At 64.2% G+C, this 16,587-nt stretch carries 14 protein-coding genes; 4 read left to right on the forward strand and 10 right to left on the reverse strand.

What is annotated here, in order from left to right; all coding sequences use genetic code 11:
- Positions 1-34: 34 nt before the first annotated feature.
- The gene (locus ACSQ1X_RS13730; RefSeq protein ID WP_436058051.1) at positions 35-1,345 is read right to left on the reverse strand and encodes an AAA family ATPase; all 1,311 of its coding nucleotides are present in this window, start codon (positions 1,343-1,345) and stop codon (positions 35-37) included.
- Entirely contained in the window at positions 1,342-1,986 is a 645-nt protein-coding gene (locus tag ACSQ1X_RS13735) for a hypothetical protein (protein ID WP_436058052.1), read from the reverse strand. Before ACSQ1X_RS13735 ends, ACSQ1X_RS13730 begins: the two co-directional genes overlap by 4 nt.
- Before the next feature lie 153 nt (positions 1,987-2,139).
- On the opposite strand from ACSQ1X_RS13735, the gene ACSQ1X_RS13740 reads away from it, so the two are divergent.
- On the forward strand, positions 2,140-2,355 hold the full coding sequence (locus ACSQ1X_RS13740; RefSeq protein WP_436058053.1) for a helix-turn-helix domain-containing protein: 216 nt from the start codon (positions 2,140-2,142) through the stop codon (positions 2,353-2,355).
- Between the two features lie 64 nt (positions 2,356-2,419).
- Here the strand turns inward: ACSQ1X_RS13740 and ACSQ1X_RS13745 are convergent, their stop codons facing one another.
- Positions 2,420-2,992: a hypothetical protein gene (locus ACSQ1X_RS13745; RefSeq protein ID WP_436058054.1), complete on the reverse strand. Its 573-nt coding sequence runs from the start codon at positions 2,990-2,992 to the stop codon at positions 2,420-2,422.
- A gap of 157 nt (positions 2,993-3,149) precedes the next feature.
- On the opposite strand from ACSQ1X_RS13745, the gene ACSQ1X_RS13750 reads away from it, so the two are divergent.
- On the forward strand, positions 3,150-3,911 hold the full coding sequence (locus ACSQ1X_RS13750; RefSeq protein ID WP_436058055.1) for a LysM peptidoglycan-binding domain-containing protein: 762 nt from the start codon (positions 3,150-3,152) through the stop codon (positions 3,909-3,911).
- A gap of 60 nt (positions 3,912-3,971) precedes the next feature.
- Positions 3,972-4,424, forward strand: coding sequence for an Rv3235 family protein (locus ACSQ1X_RS13755; RefSeq protein WP_436058056.1), 453 nt, complete (start codon positions 3,972-3,974; stop codon positions 4,422-4,424).
- A gap of 129 nt (positions 4,425-4,553) precedes the next feature.
- On the opposite strand, the gene secA is transcribed toward ACSQ1X_RS13755, so the two are convergent.
- The 7 genes from secA to mtrA all read right to left on the reverse strand — a co-directional run bounded on the left by secA (position 4,554) and on the right by mtrA (position 14,929).
- Positions 4,554-7,295, reverse strand: a complete 2,742-nt coding sequence (gene secA, locus ACSQ1X_RS13760) for a preprotein translocase subunit SecA (RefSeq protein WP_436058057.1) — start codon at positions 7,293-7,295, stop codon at positions 4,554-4,556.
- A 70-nt stretch (positions 7,296-7,365) separates the two neighbouring features.
- Positions 7,366-8,613 (reverse strand): winged helix-turn-helix domain-containing protein, encoded by a 1,248-nt coding sequence (locus ACSQ1X_RS13765; protein WP_436058058.1) that lies wholly within the window; start codon positions 8,611-8,613, stop codon positions 7,366-7,368.
- A 49-nt stretch (positions 8,614-8,662) separates the two neighbouring features.
- Positions 8,663-9,388 carry a ribosome hibernation-promoting factor, HPF/YfiA family gene (hpf, locus tag ACSQ1X_RS13770; RefSeq protein ID WP_028270189.1) on the reverse strand — a complete coding sequence of 242 codons (726 nt, stop codon included), beginning with the start codon at positions 9,386-9,388 and terminating at the stop codon, positions 8,663-8,665.
- Between the two features lie 177 nt (positions 9,389-9,565).
- On the reverse strand, positions 9,566-10,504 hold the full coding sequence (locus ACSQ1X_RS13775; RefSeq protein WP_436058059.1) for a ComF family protein: 939 nt from the start codon (positions 10,502-10,504) through the stop codon (positions 9,566-9,568).
- A gap of 75 nt (positions 10,505-10,579) precedes the next feature.
- A complete protein-coding gene (locus ACSQ1X_RS13780) occupies positions 10,580-12,301 on the reverse strand; it encodes an LpqB family beta-propeller domain-containing protein (RefSeq protein WP_436058060.1) in 1,722 nt (573 codons plus the stop codon).
- The gene (mtrB, locus tag ACSQ1X_RS13785; protein WP_436058061.1) at positions 12,298-14,283 is read right to left on the reverse strand and encodes an MtrAB system histidine kinase MtrB; all 1,986 of its coding nucleotides are present in this window, start codon (positions 14,281-14,283) and stop codon (positions 12,298-12,300) included. The genes ACSQ1X_RS13780 and mtrB overlap by 4 nt, the downstream gene beginning before the upstream one ends.
- Positions 14,255-14,929, reverse strand: coding sequence for an MtrAB system response regulator MtrA (gene mtrA, locus ACSQ1X_RS13790; protein ID WP_011692552.1), 675 nt, complete (start codon positions 14,927-14,929; stop codon positions 14,255-14,257). The genes mtrB and mtrA overlap by 29 nt, the downstream gene beginning before the upstream one ends.
- A 258-nt stretch (positions 14,930-15,187) precedes the next feature.
- On the opposite strand from mtrA, the gene ACSQ1X_RS13795 reads away from it, so the two are divergent.
- Positions 15,188-16,585 (forward strand): DUF7847 domain-containing protein, encoded by a 1,398-nt coding sequence (locus ACSQ1X_RS13795; protein WP_436058062.1) that lies wholly within the window; start codon positions 15,188-15,190, stop codon positions 16,583-16,585.
- Positions 16,586-16,587: the final 2 nt, after the last annotated feature.

Genomic DNA, 16,587 nt, shown 5'->3' on the forward strand with positions numbered 1-16,587 from the left:
TCATAGCTGCCTCATTGCAGCCCTTATGGCGAGCCTAGCCCTTTAGGTGTCTCTTCGCTGTGGAAGAAAAGACAGAGGATCGGCGTTTTTGCTGGGCAGGTGCACAAACCAATTCGGCAATGGCCTGGCGTAGCCCGGACTCGGGTGCGGCCTCCAGCAGGAGACTCCCGGCGAGGAGCGCCGCGTCACTTGCTGCCCCGTCTGCCGGGAGGAACGCGGTGATCCCTTCTGACGGCCCGTACCTTTCCCACGCCTCGCGCAGCTGGCGCGCAGGGAAACGTCCGGCGGCAGCGGCGCGAACCTTGTTCAGGACCACCTTCGGTGACGCCTGGGGAACCGCTGCCTCAAGTTCGGCAAGACCGCGGACGAGCCGCGGCACGCCGATCGAGTCGGCCGATCCCACGGCATAAACGGTGTCCGCGAGCTCGAGGCTCCGCAGCGTGGCGGCATTCCTGCGTGGAGCCATGGTGTCAAAACTGAGTTCCTCGTCCGCTTCGAGGCAGAAGCCGGTGTCCACTACGACGAAGTCCGCCACCTCCCGCGCCCTCTCAAAGACGACACCCAGGGCTGTTGCGCGCAATTCGCTCCAGCGATCCGCGCGTGTGATGCCTGTCAGAATCCGGAGCGTCCCGGATTTGAGGACGACGGGTGTGGCAATCTTCAGCAGCGCGCCGGCATCCAGTTGCCCCAGGTCGGCCAGCCGGCACGCCTGGGCTAGACCTGCGGATTCGTCCAGGAGTCCCAGCATGCCCGCGACGCTGGCTCCATAGCTGTCAGCGTCAATCAGAAGCACTGAATTGCCGGCCGCGGCCAGTTCACCGGCCATGTTGACGGCCACCAGAGTCCGGCCGGGAGAACCCGCTGGACCCCAGACGGTGATGACTTGTCCGCTACCGGACGGCTCTCCCGGGACGGCATCGATCTCCTCCGGGACGGTCCGGATGGCGGCACCGGTGTCCGCGAATCCGCTGTCCCACGCCTGAAACGGCGCGGGACTGGCCCACCGGGCAACCGCGCCCGAAATCCTGCCGGCAAGTGCCGCCGAGTCAACCCCCGCAGGCGCCGCCGTGACACCGATCGCTGTCAGCCTCACCGTTTCTTCCGGACTGTCCGTCAATGCGATGACGACGACGCCCACGGCGGTGAGCCGGTCAACAAGCGAGGCCGTCAGTTCGTCACTCCCCTCCGCGACAACGGCAGCCCGGGCGAGGCCGCTCTGGCAGGCGGCCAGCAGCTCCGTCAGCTCCGAGCATCTCCTCACCACAGTGACCGGTCCATGGAGGCGTTCGAGGCCGCCGACCAGATCCTCCCGGGACTGGCCGACCGTGACGACGGGGATGCTCATGATGTTCCGCCGCCCGGGTTCCAGACCACGGAAATCCTCGCCTTGTTCGCCTGGGCACCAAGCAGCCTCGGCATCTGCTCGTCAGTGACAAGGACCATGACCACCGTGGAGCGGGAAGATCCCAACGTGGTCGAGCCCGGGGTAACTTCAGCGATCTCAGCCCCTGGAAGCAACAACTTCGGTTCGCTGAAGCCGTTGCGGGCATCAGGCAGGGCCACCCAGACGTCAACCCGTGAACCTGCTGCGGCCTGCTCCGGCAGGGCTTCGTCGACAGTAATTGCGACCGGCTTACGGTTCAGCGCATCGGGCTTGCCGAGGCTTCCCCGAGGAACCAACTGGTCCGGACCGATCCGCTGCACGGCAACCATGCCCTCGGGCAGTCCGGCCTCTGCGGTGACATAGTGGGATTCCACGTCGCCGAGCCTGACCTTCACACGGTTGACGTTTTCAGCAGTGACTTTCTCACCGACGGCGATCTGACCTTTTGCCGCAAACACCTCGGTGGTCTGGTCGGCGCCCCCGACCAGTGACACAACACCGGCCACGGAGGCCAGGACCAGCAGGAACCCGAGAAGCAGCCTCGGATCCTTCCAAGACGGCTTTTTGAGCCTGACTGCACTGGCCGTCGTACCTGAACTCACGTGCTGTTCCCCCCGTCGGTGCCGGCGGACTGGCTGATGCGCCGGACTACCTCATTGTTACGGCAAATGGGCCTGATCGAAAGTCAAAAGACCAAACAACGCCAAACTGTGGATAACAGCACCACCCGACGCCAATGGTGGCAAAATAGAAACATGCCCCGATTCCTCACCCTTGCAGACGTAGCCGAACAGCTGCAGATCAACTCCCCGGCGGCCTATGCGCTCGTGCGTAGCGGCGAACTCAAAGCCATCCAGGTGGGCGGAAGGGGACAGTGGCGCGTGGAAGAAAAGATGCTGGAACAGTACATCGAAGAGCGCTACGCGGAAGCCGAGCGCATGATTCAGGAAGCCAAGTCCAAGTCACTCTGAGCAGGGACGCCCGTCTGAGCCGGGACCGGGGCGCGGGCGCACGAACCGCCGCCAGGGAGTGCGTTCAGAGCTCCGCTCCGCGTATTGAACGTAGTGCACCAAGCGAGGAAAAAGGCACCGAGGCAACCTGGCTGACGTTGGCGGCGCGGCGGACCTCTCCGGGCCGGGTCATGGCCAGATCGAAATAGTCCCGCCCCACGCGATCAATAACACCACTCAGTCCCGCCGCGCCCTGTGCGCCGCCGATGAGAATAACCGACAGATCAGCCCTGTCGCGCCCCAGGCCGCGAAGGGCACTGGCCAGCCCCAGCTTTCGCCGGACGGATGACGGCTCGGCCATTGCCAGCCTCCCCAGGCCGTGGTACCGGGAAACTGCCGCGAAGGGGACCAGCACCTGCTGATGATGATCGTTGAGCACCAGGCTCTCTCCCCCCACGTGACTCAAGGCGCCCTCGAACACGGCTCCGGATGCCAGGTGCACCGCCACCCTGAGCCCCAGGGAACCGCGCAACCTGTCCGCCAGTTCCACACCCGCGACATCTGCCCGCGACCGCTCGGCGATTTCCGATTCGAGCTCCAGCCGGCCAACTGAGGCCAGTTGTGCCTCCATGTCCTCAAACAAGGCGTCCCAACGCATGCCGCCAATCTAGGCGCGCGTCGTCCCCCGGTCAATTCGCGGCTGGCCCATGCGACGAAAAACAAATCACTGGACAAAAGTCGGAAAGTAAGTTCAAACTAGGTTCAAATAGATCAAACAACATCAAACAACATCAAACAACCTGAGGAGTAGGATCATGGAGGTTTCACGCGGCAGGCTGCTCCGCTCAGACGCAATGCTGGCGGTGACGATCCTGCTTCTCGGGCTCTTCCTGGCGGCTACAGGAGCCTCGCTGACGGAGCGATGGGAGCGATCATCTGCCAGGGACCAGTCACTGGCTTTCGAAGACCTGCTCGGATTTGTCGTCAACACAACGGGACTCATCATTGTCACCTGGTGGATTCTGTCGATGTTGATTGCACTAACTTCCGCCGGCCTGGAACGCGCCGGAAGCCGCCGGGCTGCGGAGATCACCGGAAAATACAGTCCTTCCTTCATGCGCCGCCTCGCCCTCGCCGCAGTGGGACTTCAGCTGCTGGGAGCACCGCTTGCCCACGCCGGCACGGTGACTGCTGACCCCCAGTGGAGTCCAACCTCCCCTCCGGCCACCTCAGCAGTGTGGATGCCCACCGAACACGCGGCGTCAGCACCTCACCCCGGTCCCGGCGCCACTGATCCGAGGTGGAAACCGCACGCGCCCGTCGTCAGCCCGGGTCCATTGTCGGCACAACCTGTACGGGCTGCCCGCCAACAGCCGGTTGACGAGGACGGATCGGTCACCGTGGTGGCCGGTGACTCGCTGTGGACCATTGCGGCCAACCAGCTGGGCTCCCCCGCTTCTGATCGCGACATCGCCCTGGAATGGCCTCGCTGGTACGAGGCGAACAGGGCCGTCCTGGGTGAAAGCCCCGATCTCCTTCTCCCGGGACAGGTACTCCGGCCTCCGTCCAGGTCCTAAATCCGCAGTAAAGCCACACCTTAACTTTTACGTATCCGCCATCAAACAGAGGAAAACGTCATGAGCGCATTGCATCTGGTCCCCACACTGCCGCAGGCGGAACGATCCAGCGACGGTAGCCGGGTTCAAGCCACCGAGAGCCGGCGTGCCCTCCAGACGGTGGATGAGAACAGGGAAATCTGTGCCATTGCCCGAGGGACGGTGCAGGCCGCAATCGAGGTGCTGGCGGGAACGCGTCCTGTCCAGCAGCTCTCACGCAGGCTTGACCAACGATGCCTGGCATCACTGCAGCACCGTGCCGCACTGACCCGACGGCTTGCTGCCGGTCCGTCTCCGACAGCAGGGCGACTGCACCGCAATCCGGCCGTCCGGTCGGTCCGCGCCTGCCAAGTCGCCGCTGGGATCTACGAGGCAAGTGCCGTCGTGGTGGATGAACTACGGGTCCGTGCAGTGGCAGTGAGGCTTGAGCGCAGCAATCAGGTGTGGCGGATCACCGCGCTGGAGATCGGCTGACTATTCTTCGTGAAGGCGCCGCCGCACAAGCCACCCCTCCACACCTGCGCGAAGACGAATGAGGACCGGAACAGTTGTTCCGGTCCTCATCCGTATTCAAGGTACGGCTGCTTCGGCAGCCGTCTTTTCCTAGCGCTTCTTCTTTTTCGGAGCGGGCTTCCGGGTGCCGTCCTGGGCAGCGGCCTTGGCCGGATTTCCCGAACGCCCGGAGGTCCTTCCCTCGACACGCGTCTGGCTGGCGCCGTCTTCTCCCGGTGCGGTGTACTGCAACTGCGCGGGCTTCTCCGGAGCCTCCAGGCCGGCCGCACGGATCTGCGGCTCATGGTGCTCCGTGTGTTCCCCGGCGCCGTCGGCTACCACCACGTCTTCCGCGGGAGTCACCTCGACCTCAAGGTTGAACAGGAATCCGACGCTTTCCTCACGGATGGCCTCCATCATGGCCTGGAACATGATGAAACCCTCGCGCTGGTACTCCACCAGGGGATCTCGCTGGGCCATCGCCCTAAGGCCGATGCCTTCCTTCAGGTAGTCCATCTCGTAGAGATGCTCCTGCCACTTCCGGCCGATCACAGACAGGACCACCCGGCGTTCCAGTTCGCGCATGCTCTCGGATCCGATGACCTGTTCTCTGGCCTGGTAGACCAGTCGGGCGTCGGAAAGAATCTCTTCCTTCAGGAAGTCCACCGTGATGCGGGACTTGCCGCCGGCCTCGTCGATAACGTCGTGGGATGTAACGCTGACGGGGTAGAGCGTCTTCAGGTTCGTCCAGAGCTGGTTGAAGTCCCAGTCGTCGCCGGTGCCTTCGGTGGTTGCTGCGTCGATGAGGGCAGTGATGGTGTCCTCGATGAAGAACTGCACTTTCTCGTGCAGGTCGTCTCCCTCGAGGATGCGCCGGCGGTCGCCGTAGATTGCTTCACGCTGGCGGTTGAGGACGTCGTCGTACTTCAGCACGTTCTTGCGCTGTTCCGCGTTGCGGCCTTCAACCTGGCCCTGCGCAGATGCAATGGCACGGGACACCAGTTTCGACTCCAGTGCGACGTCGTCCGGCACCGAACTGTTCATGAGCCGTTCGGCCGCGCCCGAATTGAACAAACGCATTAGGTCATCTGTGAGGGACAGGTAGAACCGTGACTCACCGGGGTCGCCCTGACGTCCGGAACGGCCGCGGAGCTGGTTGTCGATGCGGCGCGACTCGTGGCGTTCGGTGCCCAGGACGTAGAGTCCACCGAGGTTCAGCACTTCTTCGTGCTCGTCCTTGACTGCTTGTTTGGCCGCTTCGAGCGCCGCAGGCCAGGCTGCTTCGTACTCTTCCGAGTTTTCTTCCGGATCCAGGCCTTTGGCGGCCAGTTCGGCGACGGCGGTGAATTCGGCGTTTCCGCCCAGCATGATGTCGGTACCGCGACCGGCCATGTTCGTGGCGACAGTCACGGCGCCCTTACGGCCGGCCTGCGCGACGATCGCGGCTTCACGGGCGTGGTTCTTCGCGTTCAGTACCTCGTGCCGGATGCCTTCCTTGGCCAGCAGCCTTGAGAGGTATTCGCTCTTCTCAACGCTGGTGGTTCCAACGAGGACGGGCTGGCCCTTTTCGTGGCGCTCAGCGATGTCCTTGACGACGGCGTCGAACTTGACCGCTTCGTTCTTGTAGACCAGGTCCGACTGATCGATGCGCTGCATGTCCCGGTTGGTGGGGATGGCCACCACTCCGAGCTTGTAGGTGCCCATGAATTCCGCGGCTTCGGTTTCGGCGGTGCCGGTCATGCCCGAAAGCTTGTCGTACATGCGGAAGTAATTCTGCAGCGTGACGGTGGCCAGCGTCTGGTTCTCGGCCTTGATTTCGACGCCTTCCTTGGCCTCGATCGCCTGGTGCATTCCCTCGTTGTACCGGCGGCCGGCCAGGATGCGGCCGGTGTGTTCGTCAACGATCAGGACTTCGCCGTCGAGGATGACGTAGTCCTTGTCCCGCTTGAAGAGCTCCTTGGCCTTGATGGCGTTGTTCAGGAAGCCGATCAGCGGGGTGTTGGCTGACTCATAGAGATTGTGGATGCCGAGGTAGTCCTCGACCTTTTCGATTCCGGCTTCGAGCACACCCACGGTGCGCTTCTTTTCGTCGACCTCATAGTCGGTGTCGGCCTGGAGCCGGAGGACCACCTTGGCGAATTCGCTGTACCAGCGGTTCGTGTCGCCTTGGGCCGGACCGGAAATGATGAGCGGGGTACGGGCCTCGTCGATGAGGATGGAGTCCACTTCGTCAACGATCGCGAAGTGGTGGCCGCGCTGGACCAGTTCTGACTTGTCCCAGGCCATGTTGTCGCGCAGGTAGTCAAAACCGAACTCGTTGTTGGTGCCGTAGGTGATGTCCGCGGCGTATTGTTCGCGGCGCACGGCAGGGTCCTGGTTGGACAGGATGCAGCCGCTGCTCAGGCCAAGGAAGCGGTAGACGCGGCCCATGAGGTCGGACTGGTATTCGGCGAGGTAGTCGTTCACGGTGATGACGTGGACGCCATTGCCGGCCAGGGCGTTGAGGTAGGCCGGAGCGGTGGCCACGAGAGTCTTTCCTTCGCCGGTCTTCATTTCGGCAATGTTGCCCAGATGCAGGGCCGCGCCGCCCATCAGCTGAACGTCGAAGTGCCGCATTCCCAAGGTTCGGGAGGAAGCTTCGCGGACGGCGGCGAAAGCCTCCGGCAGGAGATCGTCGAGCTTTTCGCCGTCCTGGTGGCGTTCCCGGAGCCGGCCGGTTTCTTCACGCAGTTCGGCGTCCGTGAAGGTCTTGAAAGAGCTCTCCAGGGCATTGATGGAATCGGCATAGTTCCTCAATTGCCTCAGGGTTTTTTTGTCACCCGTACGGAGAAGTTTTTCGATAAGTGATGCCACGTGAAGTTGCTCCCAGTCTCAAGCTGCCGAATTCTGGCGTGTTCAGTCTACGGGAGACGCGCACGGCACGTTACGCCTGTTCCCTGAGAGCGGATAGTCCGGTTTCGTGGGCAGCGACGGCCTCAGCAAGGGAAGCGGCAAGGTCGCCGACCGGCGAGACAACCACGCCGTCAAGCCCCAGCCATTCGGCCATGAGGCGGAGCTCCATGGCAAGTTCAACGGCGGTGTCGGCTGGAGCACCCGGTTCGGCGTGCGCCGCCCTCGCGAGGAGCAGGCCGGCCGGCCTGTCGGCTTTGAGGTCCACACGAGCCACGATGCCGTCCCGAAGCAGGAACGGGAGGACGTAGTACCCGAAGCGTCGCTTGGCCTCCGGAGTGTAGATCTCGATCCTGAAGTGGAAGCCGAAGAGCTCCTCTAGCCGCCGACGCTCAAAGACAAGCGAGTCAAAAGGGCTCAGAAGCGCCCGCCCGGTTGCCGCGCGGGGCAACCGTGCGTCAACATGCCGGTAAACCGGCCGGTCCCAGCCCCGGACCGATACCGGCTCAAGTCTGCCCCCGTCGACCAGGTGCTCCACCGCGATGGCGGCAGTCTTCATCGGCGTGCGGAAGTAGTCGGCGAAGCAGCGCACGGTGCCGATGCCATGGGCCCTTGCAGCGGCTTCAATGAGCCGGTCCATCGCTCCCGCGGGATCGGCGTCCTGCGCGCCCCCGCCGTCCAACGCGGTGTACACCTTGGCGGACAGCGTGTAGCGGCGTTCGAACTGTTCAGTCCGGGAGGATGCCGAGACAAGTCCTTCCTCGAAAAGGTGCTCCAGGACACGCTTGACCGCGTTCCAGTTCCACCCCCAGTTGTCCGTCCGACGGTCTTCGACATGCCCGATCCGTGCGGTGAGTTCAGCGGCAGTCAGGGGCTTGCTATTGGCCAGAGCTGTGAGGACCTTTTCGGCTACGTCAGTGCGAAGTTCGGGATCCATGCCGGATGCGCCGACCCATTTCCGGTTCTGCCACAGCAGCAGGTCCGGAAAATGGTCCGGCCGGATGAAGCTCGCTTCGTGTGCCCAGTACTCCGTCATTCTGCGCGGATGCGTTGAGGCCATCCGGTGCAGAATGGCGCGGTCATAGTTTCCGAGCCGGGAAAAGAAAGGCAGGTAGTGGCTGCGGGCGAGAACGTTGACGGAGTCAATCTGGACCAGGTGGAGCCGGTCAAAGGTACGGCCCACCGCCCGTGCACTCACGGGTCCGGCGGGCCGTCCTTTGTCCAATCCCTGGGCTGCCAAAGCGATCCGCCGCGCCTGGATAAGGCTCAGCGATGCGCCCATGTCAGTCCTTCCGTTGGCTGGTCAACACCAGCTTAGGCGGACTCGCGGCTCAAGGGCGCGCAGGTTCATCCTCCGAGCGGTAGGCGAGGATCTTTTCCTCGACGGCTGCTTCGCCCGGTTCGCACGTCTGGTCCAGGCTGATGACGCCGTAGGTCCACCCGTCGCGCCGGTACACCACGGACGGCGCTTTGGTTTCCTTATCCACGAAGAGGTAGAAGTCGTGGCCCACGAGCTCCATGTTGTCGACGGCATCGTCGAGTGTGAGGGACGCCGCCGGGAACACCTTGCGGCGGATCAGGACCGGTGAATCTCCTGCAGGGATGTCATTGTCGACCTCGTAGGGCGACTTCTCAACGGGTGCAGCCTGGGGCTCCTGGTGGTTGATGGCCTCTACATACAGAGGCTCGGTGGTGCTTGCCGGCTCAAGGCTGGCAGTCGCCTCGCGGACGGCCTTGGGTGTGTGCCGCCCATGGTGGACCTTCTTGCGATCCTTGGCCCGGCGAAGGCGCTCAAGAAGCTTGTTGTAAGCGAGATCGAACGCGGCGAACTTGTCGGCGGCGCTTGCCTCTGCACGAATGACGGGGCCGCGGCCCAAGACGGTCAGCTCAACCGTGAGCAAGTCTGCGGTCTGGCGTGCCTTGGTCTCCTTGGAGACCTTCGCGTCCACCCGTTGGACCTTGTCTCCCAGCGATGCGATCTTTGAGATCTTCTCGTCGGCGTATTCGCGGAAGCGGTCTGAAACCGTCAAATTCCGTCCGCTGATCATGAACTCCATGGTGCCCTCCAAATGACTTCGGTGACACGACGGCGGCACTTCCCGGGGCCGATCTGACTGACAGTCGAGCCCCTTTCCGAGCCGCTATCGACAGGTACAACTGATCTTGGTACCCACAACCGACGTTAGTTCATCGCTACCCGTTATTCACCTTTTCTTCATTTATTTTTTTCAATGTCAGCCGCCAGTCCCTGCTGGAGCACCGGGAACGGGCGATGGGTCGGCGGCGTCGGGCGGGCGTGTCGCTGCCAGCACGACGGCACCCATCACCACGCCTCCCGCCCGGTGGACGGCACGCGCTGCTTCCGCCAGTGTGGCCCCGGTGGTGAGGACATCATCCACGATGATGCAGGGGCGTCCCCGGATGTCCGGCGCGAGCGGCGAGGATCTTGCCCGCATGGACCCCCGGACACGTTTGGCGCGGGCGCCCCGCCCCAGTCCCTTTTGGCCTCCGGCCATCGGGTGGGCTTGAACCAGCGCCCGGAGGCGTCCGGACAGGTCATTATTGGCAGCAGACGGCCCTTGCGTAAAGGCACGGCTCTTGCGGAGTGCGTCGGCGAGGTTCCCGGCACCGAGGCTCCCGCTGCGGTCCAGATTCCGCAGCAGGAGGTGCACAGGGCTGAAGCCCCGCTTCCTGAACGCGCTGTTCGTGGTGGGAACGGGTATCAGGCAGTATCCCCGCAGTGTTCCGCCCGCCCCGTTGATGGCTCGACCAAGCGCCTTGGACAACACCGATCCGAGCTGCCCCTGGCCATGTTTCTTGAACGACAGCACAGCCTGCGCAAGTTCCTCGCGATAAATACCGGCGGCCACGACGGGGAGGATCACCGAACCGTTCACGTCCATGAGGGCAGGAGCCTGCCCCTCAGCCCGGAATGGGGTCCTGGTGAGGATACGCACCGCCCGCTCGCAGGGTCCGCACAGCGCGAAGTCTTCCGTCCCGCAACAGACGCATTCAACAGGGGCCGCCAGCGCCAGTAGCTCGCGGCCAGCGTTCGCTGCACCGTCCGCAGCCCGCGGCCACCACTGTGAGTAGCCGCTGCGGTGCTTTGCCGCGGTGGGCGCCGGCGGTTCAAGATCGGGGTCCGGGTTTCTCTCCACATGCAAAGGCTCCATGGCGGGCGGCTCCACCGGAAGTCTCCTGTCCGCCTATGTGGAATCGGCGCATATGTGGACAAGGCCCCGCCGGTCTTAGCCGGGGAATGACGGGTCCACGGGCCCCTTTAGCTGGGGCGACCAGCCGTTTCCAAGGCGCTGGAATATGCCGTCGGCGGACTGCCCGAAGATTTCCTCCGGGCCGTTGCCGGCGCTGATGGCCGTAAGCCCGGGCCAGGGTGCCAGCTGCTGGGGCTGTGACGCCGCCAGGGACAGCAATTCGGGCGTTACGTTGTCAGTTGCCGATGCTTTCATGACCGCGACTGTGGTGTCGCTGACCCACACGCCACGGTCCGGATCGCGGTCGGTCAGGAGGGTGGTCGGGGCCGTGAGGTCGCGGGGGGTGCCGTCTGCGCTGCGGACGATTCCCGTCACCTGCACCCGGGTTCTTCCGTTTTGTTCAGAAATCACCAGTGCCCGAACGCCTTCACGCGATATGCGGAATTCTTTGACGGTGCGTCCGGCCAGCCAGGCAGGGGCCAGCGTGACGGTGGGAATGCTGGCCCCTTCCGGAATTCCGGTGGGCCGGAAGGCGAGTACTTCCGTTGCCCCATTGGCGCCGGGACCGGCCGTCCAGACCCAATCCTGCTGGCCGAACGACGGGCGGGTCAGGGTGGTGCGGGTGGTCAGGGCCCGCGCAGGCTGCCCCGGCAAGATGGAATACAACGTGGTCCGGCTGCCGTTGAGGAACGCCGCCGACTGCGATACCGGCGATTCGGCAGGGGAAACCGGGCCGAGGGCCCCCACCGACTGGATATCCGGGAGCGGCGAGATCCGGTTGTTCTCATATCGGACCAGTTGGCCGTCGCTCACGGCGATCTGGCGGGCCGGCACGTTCTTGTCCCGGACAGGAGGCAGCACGGACCCGTTGTCCTCGACCCGGACAAGGTCCTGGTTCGCGCGCAGTTCGACGTTGACGACATCCGGCTGGCCGCGGAAGGAGAGAGCCAGCTGTGTCTGCATCCGCAACCTGTCCTCGTTGGAAGCCTCCACGAGTTCCTTGGCTGACAGGTCAACCTGCGCTGCGCCGGAGACGACCGGGACGGATTCCCGCGTCAGTTTCATCCCGGACGGGAAGGCACTGACCACAGCTCCCTTGAGATAGGGAGCCGGACCGCTCAGCAAGGCGCTGGTCATCGCCTTGACCGTTTTCTTCTTGTTGAACCATCGGACGTCGGGCACGGCGTAAGTGAAGCTGGGATCGTAGAAATAGATGGGGTAGGCGCCGTATATCACTTTGAATGTCTGCTCCGGGATGGCGATCCCGTCCGGGATGGCGGAGATGCGCCACTGGCCGTCCACCTGAGTCAGCGTGACCGGAATCTTCTCCTTGGTGCCCTCGGGAAACTGTGTGGCAATCCCGTCCGCATCAACCGAGTAGGCAACGTCCAGTTCGTAGTTGTAGACGTTTTCCACCCCGGTGCGGACCACTCTGGTTGAGCGGAAGACCAAGGTGCGCTGGTCCGGTTTCCACGCAACGGAGGCTGCCTGAGTGAGGTATTCCCTCGCCACTGCGTAGTCGTCCTCGTAGCCGCTGCCAGCGAGGTAGAAGTCTTCAATGACGGATTCAGGTCCGGCGCCTTCGCGCGGCGCAACCGGGAAAAAGACGGGCGCGTTGTTTGGCTTGCCCGCGCTCTCGTCGGTGCTTTTCCCCACGGGACCCGAGCGCGGAATCTGGGCGCAGGAGGTTAGCAGCAGGAGCAATACAGTCATTAAGGCCGCGGCCACCGTGCCAAACCGCCGTGGGATACGGGTCATTTTGCTTCTTCCCCGCCCTCGCCATGCTTTAACCCCGGAGCAGCTGCCGACGGCACGGCCGGCTGAGGCGCTGCCTGCCCTGTGGGCCCGGCAGGACCGGCGTCGGCTCCTGCTCCCTCCGGGAAAGCAACGGTTCCAAACAGCAGCATGGTGCCCTGCCCCGATCCGCCCGGCAATTCGACGTCGGCCGGTTCCAGTTGGAGCGGCGATTTGGTGATGGCTTCGCCCTGCCGAAGCGGCAGCGTCAGCCGGAAGTTCGCTCCCGTCCCCTTGCTGCCCCAGGCCTGGAGCCACCCGTTGTGGAGTTTCGTGTCCTCCGCGGCGATGGACAGGCCCAGCCCGCTGCCGCCCGTGGTGCGCGCCCGGGCGGGGTCCGCACGCCAGAAACGGTCAAACACCCTGGCGGCTTCCGACTGTGTCATGCCGATACCGTGGTCGCGGACGGCTACCGCCACGGCGGTGTCGTTAGCAGCGACGGAAATACTGACCGGCTTGCCTTCGCTGTGCTCCAGCGCATTCAGCACCAGGTTGCGGAGAATCCGCTCGATGCGTCGGTCATCCATCTCCACCACGATGCTCTCTTCCCGCGAATTGATGGTGACCTCCGAACCGTACTCAGCCGCGACCGGCCCCGCGTCTTCCACGACGTTGGCCACGAGCTGAAGGATATCGGTGGGCTCGGCGTCGAGTACTGCCACGCCCGCATCGAAGCGTGAAATCTCAAGCAGGTCAGCAAGGAGGGACTGGAAGCGTTCCACCTGGTTGTAGAGCAGTTCCGCCGAGCGCTTGTTGATGGGGTCGAAATCGTGCCGCGCGTCGTACAGAACCTCTGCTGCCATCCGCACAGTGGTGAGCGGCGTGCGAAGCTCGTGGGACACATCCGAGACGAAGCGCTGCTGCATCTGCGACAAGGTGGCCAGCTGCGTGATCTGTTCCTGCAGGCTGGCGGCCATGTGATTGAACGATGCGCCCAACCGCGCCACCTCGTCCTCGCCTTTGACCACCATTCGTTCCTGGAGCTGCCCGGCCGCCAGCTTTTCCGACACCACTGCGGCGTGGCTGACCGGGCTGACCACGTTGCGCGTCACGTACCAGGCAATGGCACCGATGATAAGAACGAGGACCGCGCCGCCGGCCAGGAGGACGTTCTGTATTTCGTCGAGGGTCTTTTGCGCAGTGTTGAGGTCGTAAATAAGGTACAGCTCGTACACGGTGCCGTTGAACGTGACCTTGTTGCCCACGGCGATGCCCGGCCGGTCTTCCGTTCCCACAGGGAACTCCGTGGATGCCCAGAACTGGTCCTTTCCGGACTCCTGAACGGCCTTCCGCAGCTCCGGCGGAATCACGCTGATGGTCAGCTGGTCCGAGGCCCGCGATTCCACCCAGCGGTTGCGGGGCTTGGTCTGCTCGGGCATCGCCTCAAACACGTACCGCCGCTGGATCACGTTTCCGCGCCCCTCCACGGCATTCAAAGTGTCGTAGACAAGCGTAATGACGCTCGACTGGTCGGTGACCTGGGCGCCGTCGAACGTGTCCTGGACCTGTTTGACGTTATAGAGCGTCTCCGACTCAGCCTGCGTCAACCGCTCCTGGAACAGGTTGTTGGCGATCTGGTTCGACAGGTAGGCGCCAACAACTGCGAAGGAACCGATCGACAGCAGAAGCGTGGTGAGGACCGTCCGGAACTGCAAGGACCGGCGCCAGCGCCTGTGGAGCGCCCGCAGCAGGAATCGGACACCGGGCAGGAGCCTGATCAGCCCGGTCCGGACGAGCCGCGAGACCCGCAATCCCACGATCCGGGCGCGACGGACCCAGATCCGGGCGCGGAACGGCAACCCGGAGAGCACACCCGCGATGGCGTCGGTATGTTCCGGAGCGCTGTGGACGTGGGTGTGTTCCGTTTTTTGCGGGCGGGCTACCTCCGGCTCATGGCCGGCTTCGCCGCTGGGCGGTTCAGGAACCTGCTTTGTAGCCGACACCACGGACCGTCAAAACTACTTCGGGGGCTTCGGGGTCTCGCTCGATCTTTGACCTCAGCCGCTGGACGTGGACGTTCACTAGGCGGGTGTCTGCCGCGTGCCGGTATCCCCAGACCTGCTCCAGCAGCAGTTCGCGGGTGAAAACCTGCCAGGGTTTACGGGCAAGGGCAACGAGCAGGTCGAACTCGAGGGGCGTGAGCGAGATGCGTTCGTCGTTCCGGCTCACCAGGTGGCCGGCCACATCAATGGTGATGTCTGCGATGCGCAGCGTTTCGGGTGCCTTCTGGTCGCCGGGGCGGAGCCGGGCCCTGACACGGGCCACCAATTCCGCCGGCTTGAACGGTTTGGGAACGTAGTCGTCCGCACCCGACTCCAGGCCGCGGACCACGTCCGAGGTATCCGACTTCGCGGTCAGCATGACAATAGGTGAATCCGACTCGGCGCGGATCTGCCGGCACACTTCGATCCCGTCCATGCCCGGAAGCATCAGGTCGAGCAGCACGAGATCAGGCTTCGAGGAACGGAAGACTTCCAGCGCCTGCCCGCCGTCCGCGCAAAAGACGGGTTCAAAGCCGTCATTGCGCAGGACAATCCCGATCATCTCGGCCAGCGCTTCGTCATCGTCCACTACCAGAATGCGTGCCTTCATAGTTATATATTCGCCTATTGAATGGGCTTTGTCCCGTTGAGGGCCGACACGGCATGGCGCGGGCAACCGCCGTACGGGGCGCGCTTCGGACGGCGGACCGCCGCCACAGCGGGAAGAATCAGCCGGAAGCTATGAGGCATGCAGGCAAAACTATAGGCTGGGAGCGGGCCGGACGGTGCAGGACGCCGCCGGTCCGGAGCGCCGGGCGGAAGTTGTGGCCGGGCGGCTCGCGGACAGCGTCTTTTGGGGAGGAACAGGTTGTCAGAGCAGGATCCGAACGCGCGGCCCCGGGAGGGCCAGCAGCAGCCGGTGCAGCCACTCCCCTGGGATGCCCCCGCGCAGTGGAACGCACCGCCGCCCGCGTACGGCGGCCAGCCGCAGTGGGGCTCCCCCCATCCCGGGACGCAGCCGGCTCCGCCGCCGGGGTACGGTCAGCAGGCGTACGGTCAGCCCGGATACGTTCAGCCTGGATACGTCGCCCCGCCGAAGCCAGGCATCGTGCCCCTGCGGCCCCTGATGTTCGGCGAGATCCTGGATGGATCGTTTCAGACCATCAGGCGGAACGCCGGGGCGATGCTGGGCGCGGCGCTTCTTGCACAAACCCTGGCAACCGTTGTCAGCGCGGTCGTTACCGCAGAGACCCAATCGCGGGGACAGTCGATCGCGATGTGGGTATCCGGCATGGCTCCGCCCGAGATGCTCGGACTCGGCTTCGGCCTCCTCATCGGCGCCGCCCTGCTGGGACTCTTGTCCTTCTTTATCTCCATTGTGCTGCAGGGTGTGATGGCGGTACCCGTGGCCCGGTCGGTCCTGAACTGGCGCACAGGATTCAAGGAGATGTGGAAGCTGTCGCGGTCCAGGATCGGATCGTTGCTGGCGTATGGCGGGCTGCAGATCCTCGCCGGCATCACCCTGGGCGTCGTTCTGGTCGGCGCAGTCGTACTCCTGATTGATGGCATGCGCGGAGCCTCTGCGCTGATCCTCGTCCCGCTGTTCCTCGGTTCCATGCTGATCGTCCTGTGGCTCTCCATCCGGCTCCTCCTGGCGCCGACGGCGATCGTCGTCGAGGAGTTGGACGTTCTTGACGGCCTGCGGAGGTCCTGGCAGCTCACCCGACACAACTGGTGGCGCATCTTCGGCATCGTTTTGGTCATTTCCCTCCTGATCGGCATCATCAGCCAGATTGTGCTGGTCCCCCTCGGGATTGCTTCCGGCGGGCTCTCCTCCGTCATCGCGCCGCACGGCGACGACGACGGCCAGCGCGCCCTCGACGCGGGTCTCGGGGTCGCTGCGATCATCGTCACCGCGGTGGTCGGGGCGGTCGGCTACGCTTTCCAGACCTCTGTGATGGGCCTTCTTTATTTTGACCTCCGGATGCGCAAGGAGGGCCTGGACCTCGCCCTCCAGCGGCAGCTCGAAGCGGGCAACGACGCCGACGGCGTTCCCGGGCGCGGTGTGGCCCCCGAAGCAAACTCTGCGGGGCGTCCTCCCTCCGGCATCTGGCCCCAGCCGCCGTACGGACCGTCCCCTTACGCACAGCCGCCGTACGGACCGTCCCCTTATAACCCGCCGCAGAGCTACGGACCCCCGCCCGGATACAACCCGCCGCAGAGCTACGGCCAGCACCCAACCAATCCGCCGCCGGGCGCCGGATGACG

This window comes from Arthrobacter sp. LjRoot78, assembly GCF_964254335.1.
In the GTDB taxonomy this organism is placed as follows: Bacteria; Actinomycetota; Actinomycetes; order Actinomycetales; family Micrococcaceae; genus Arthrobacter.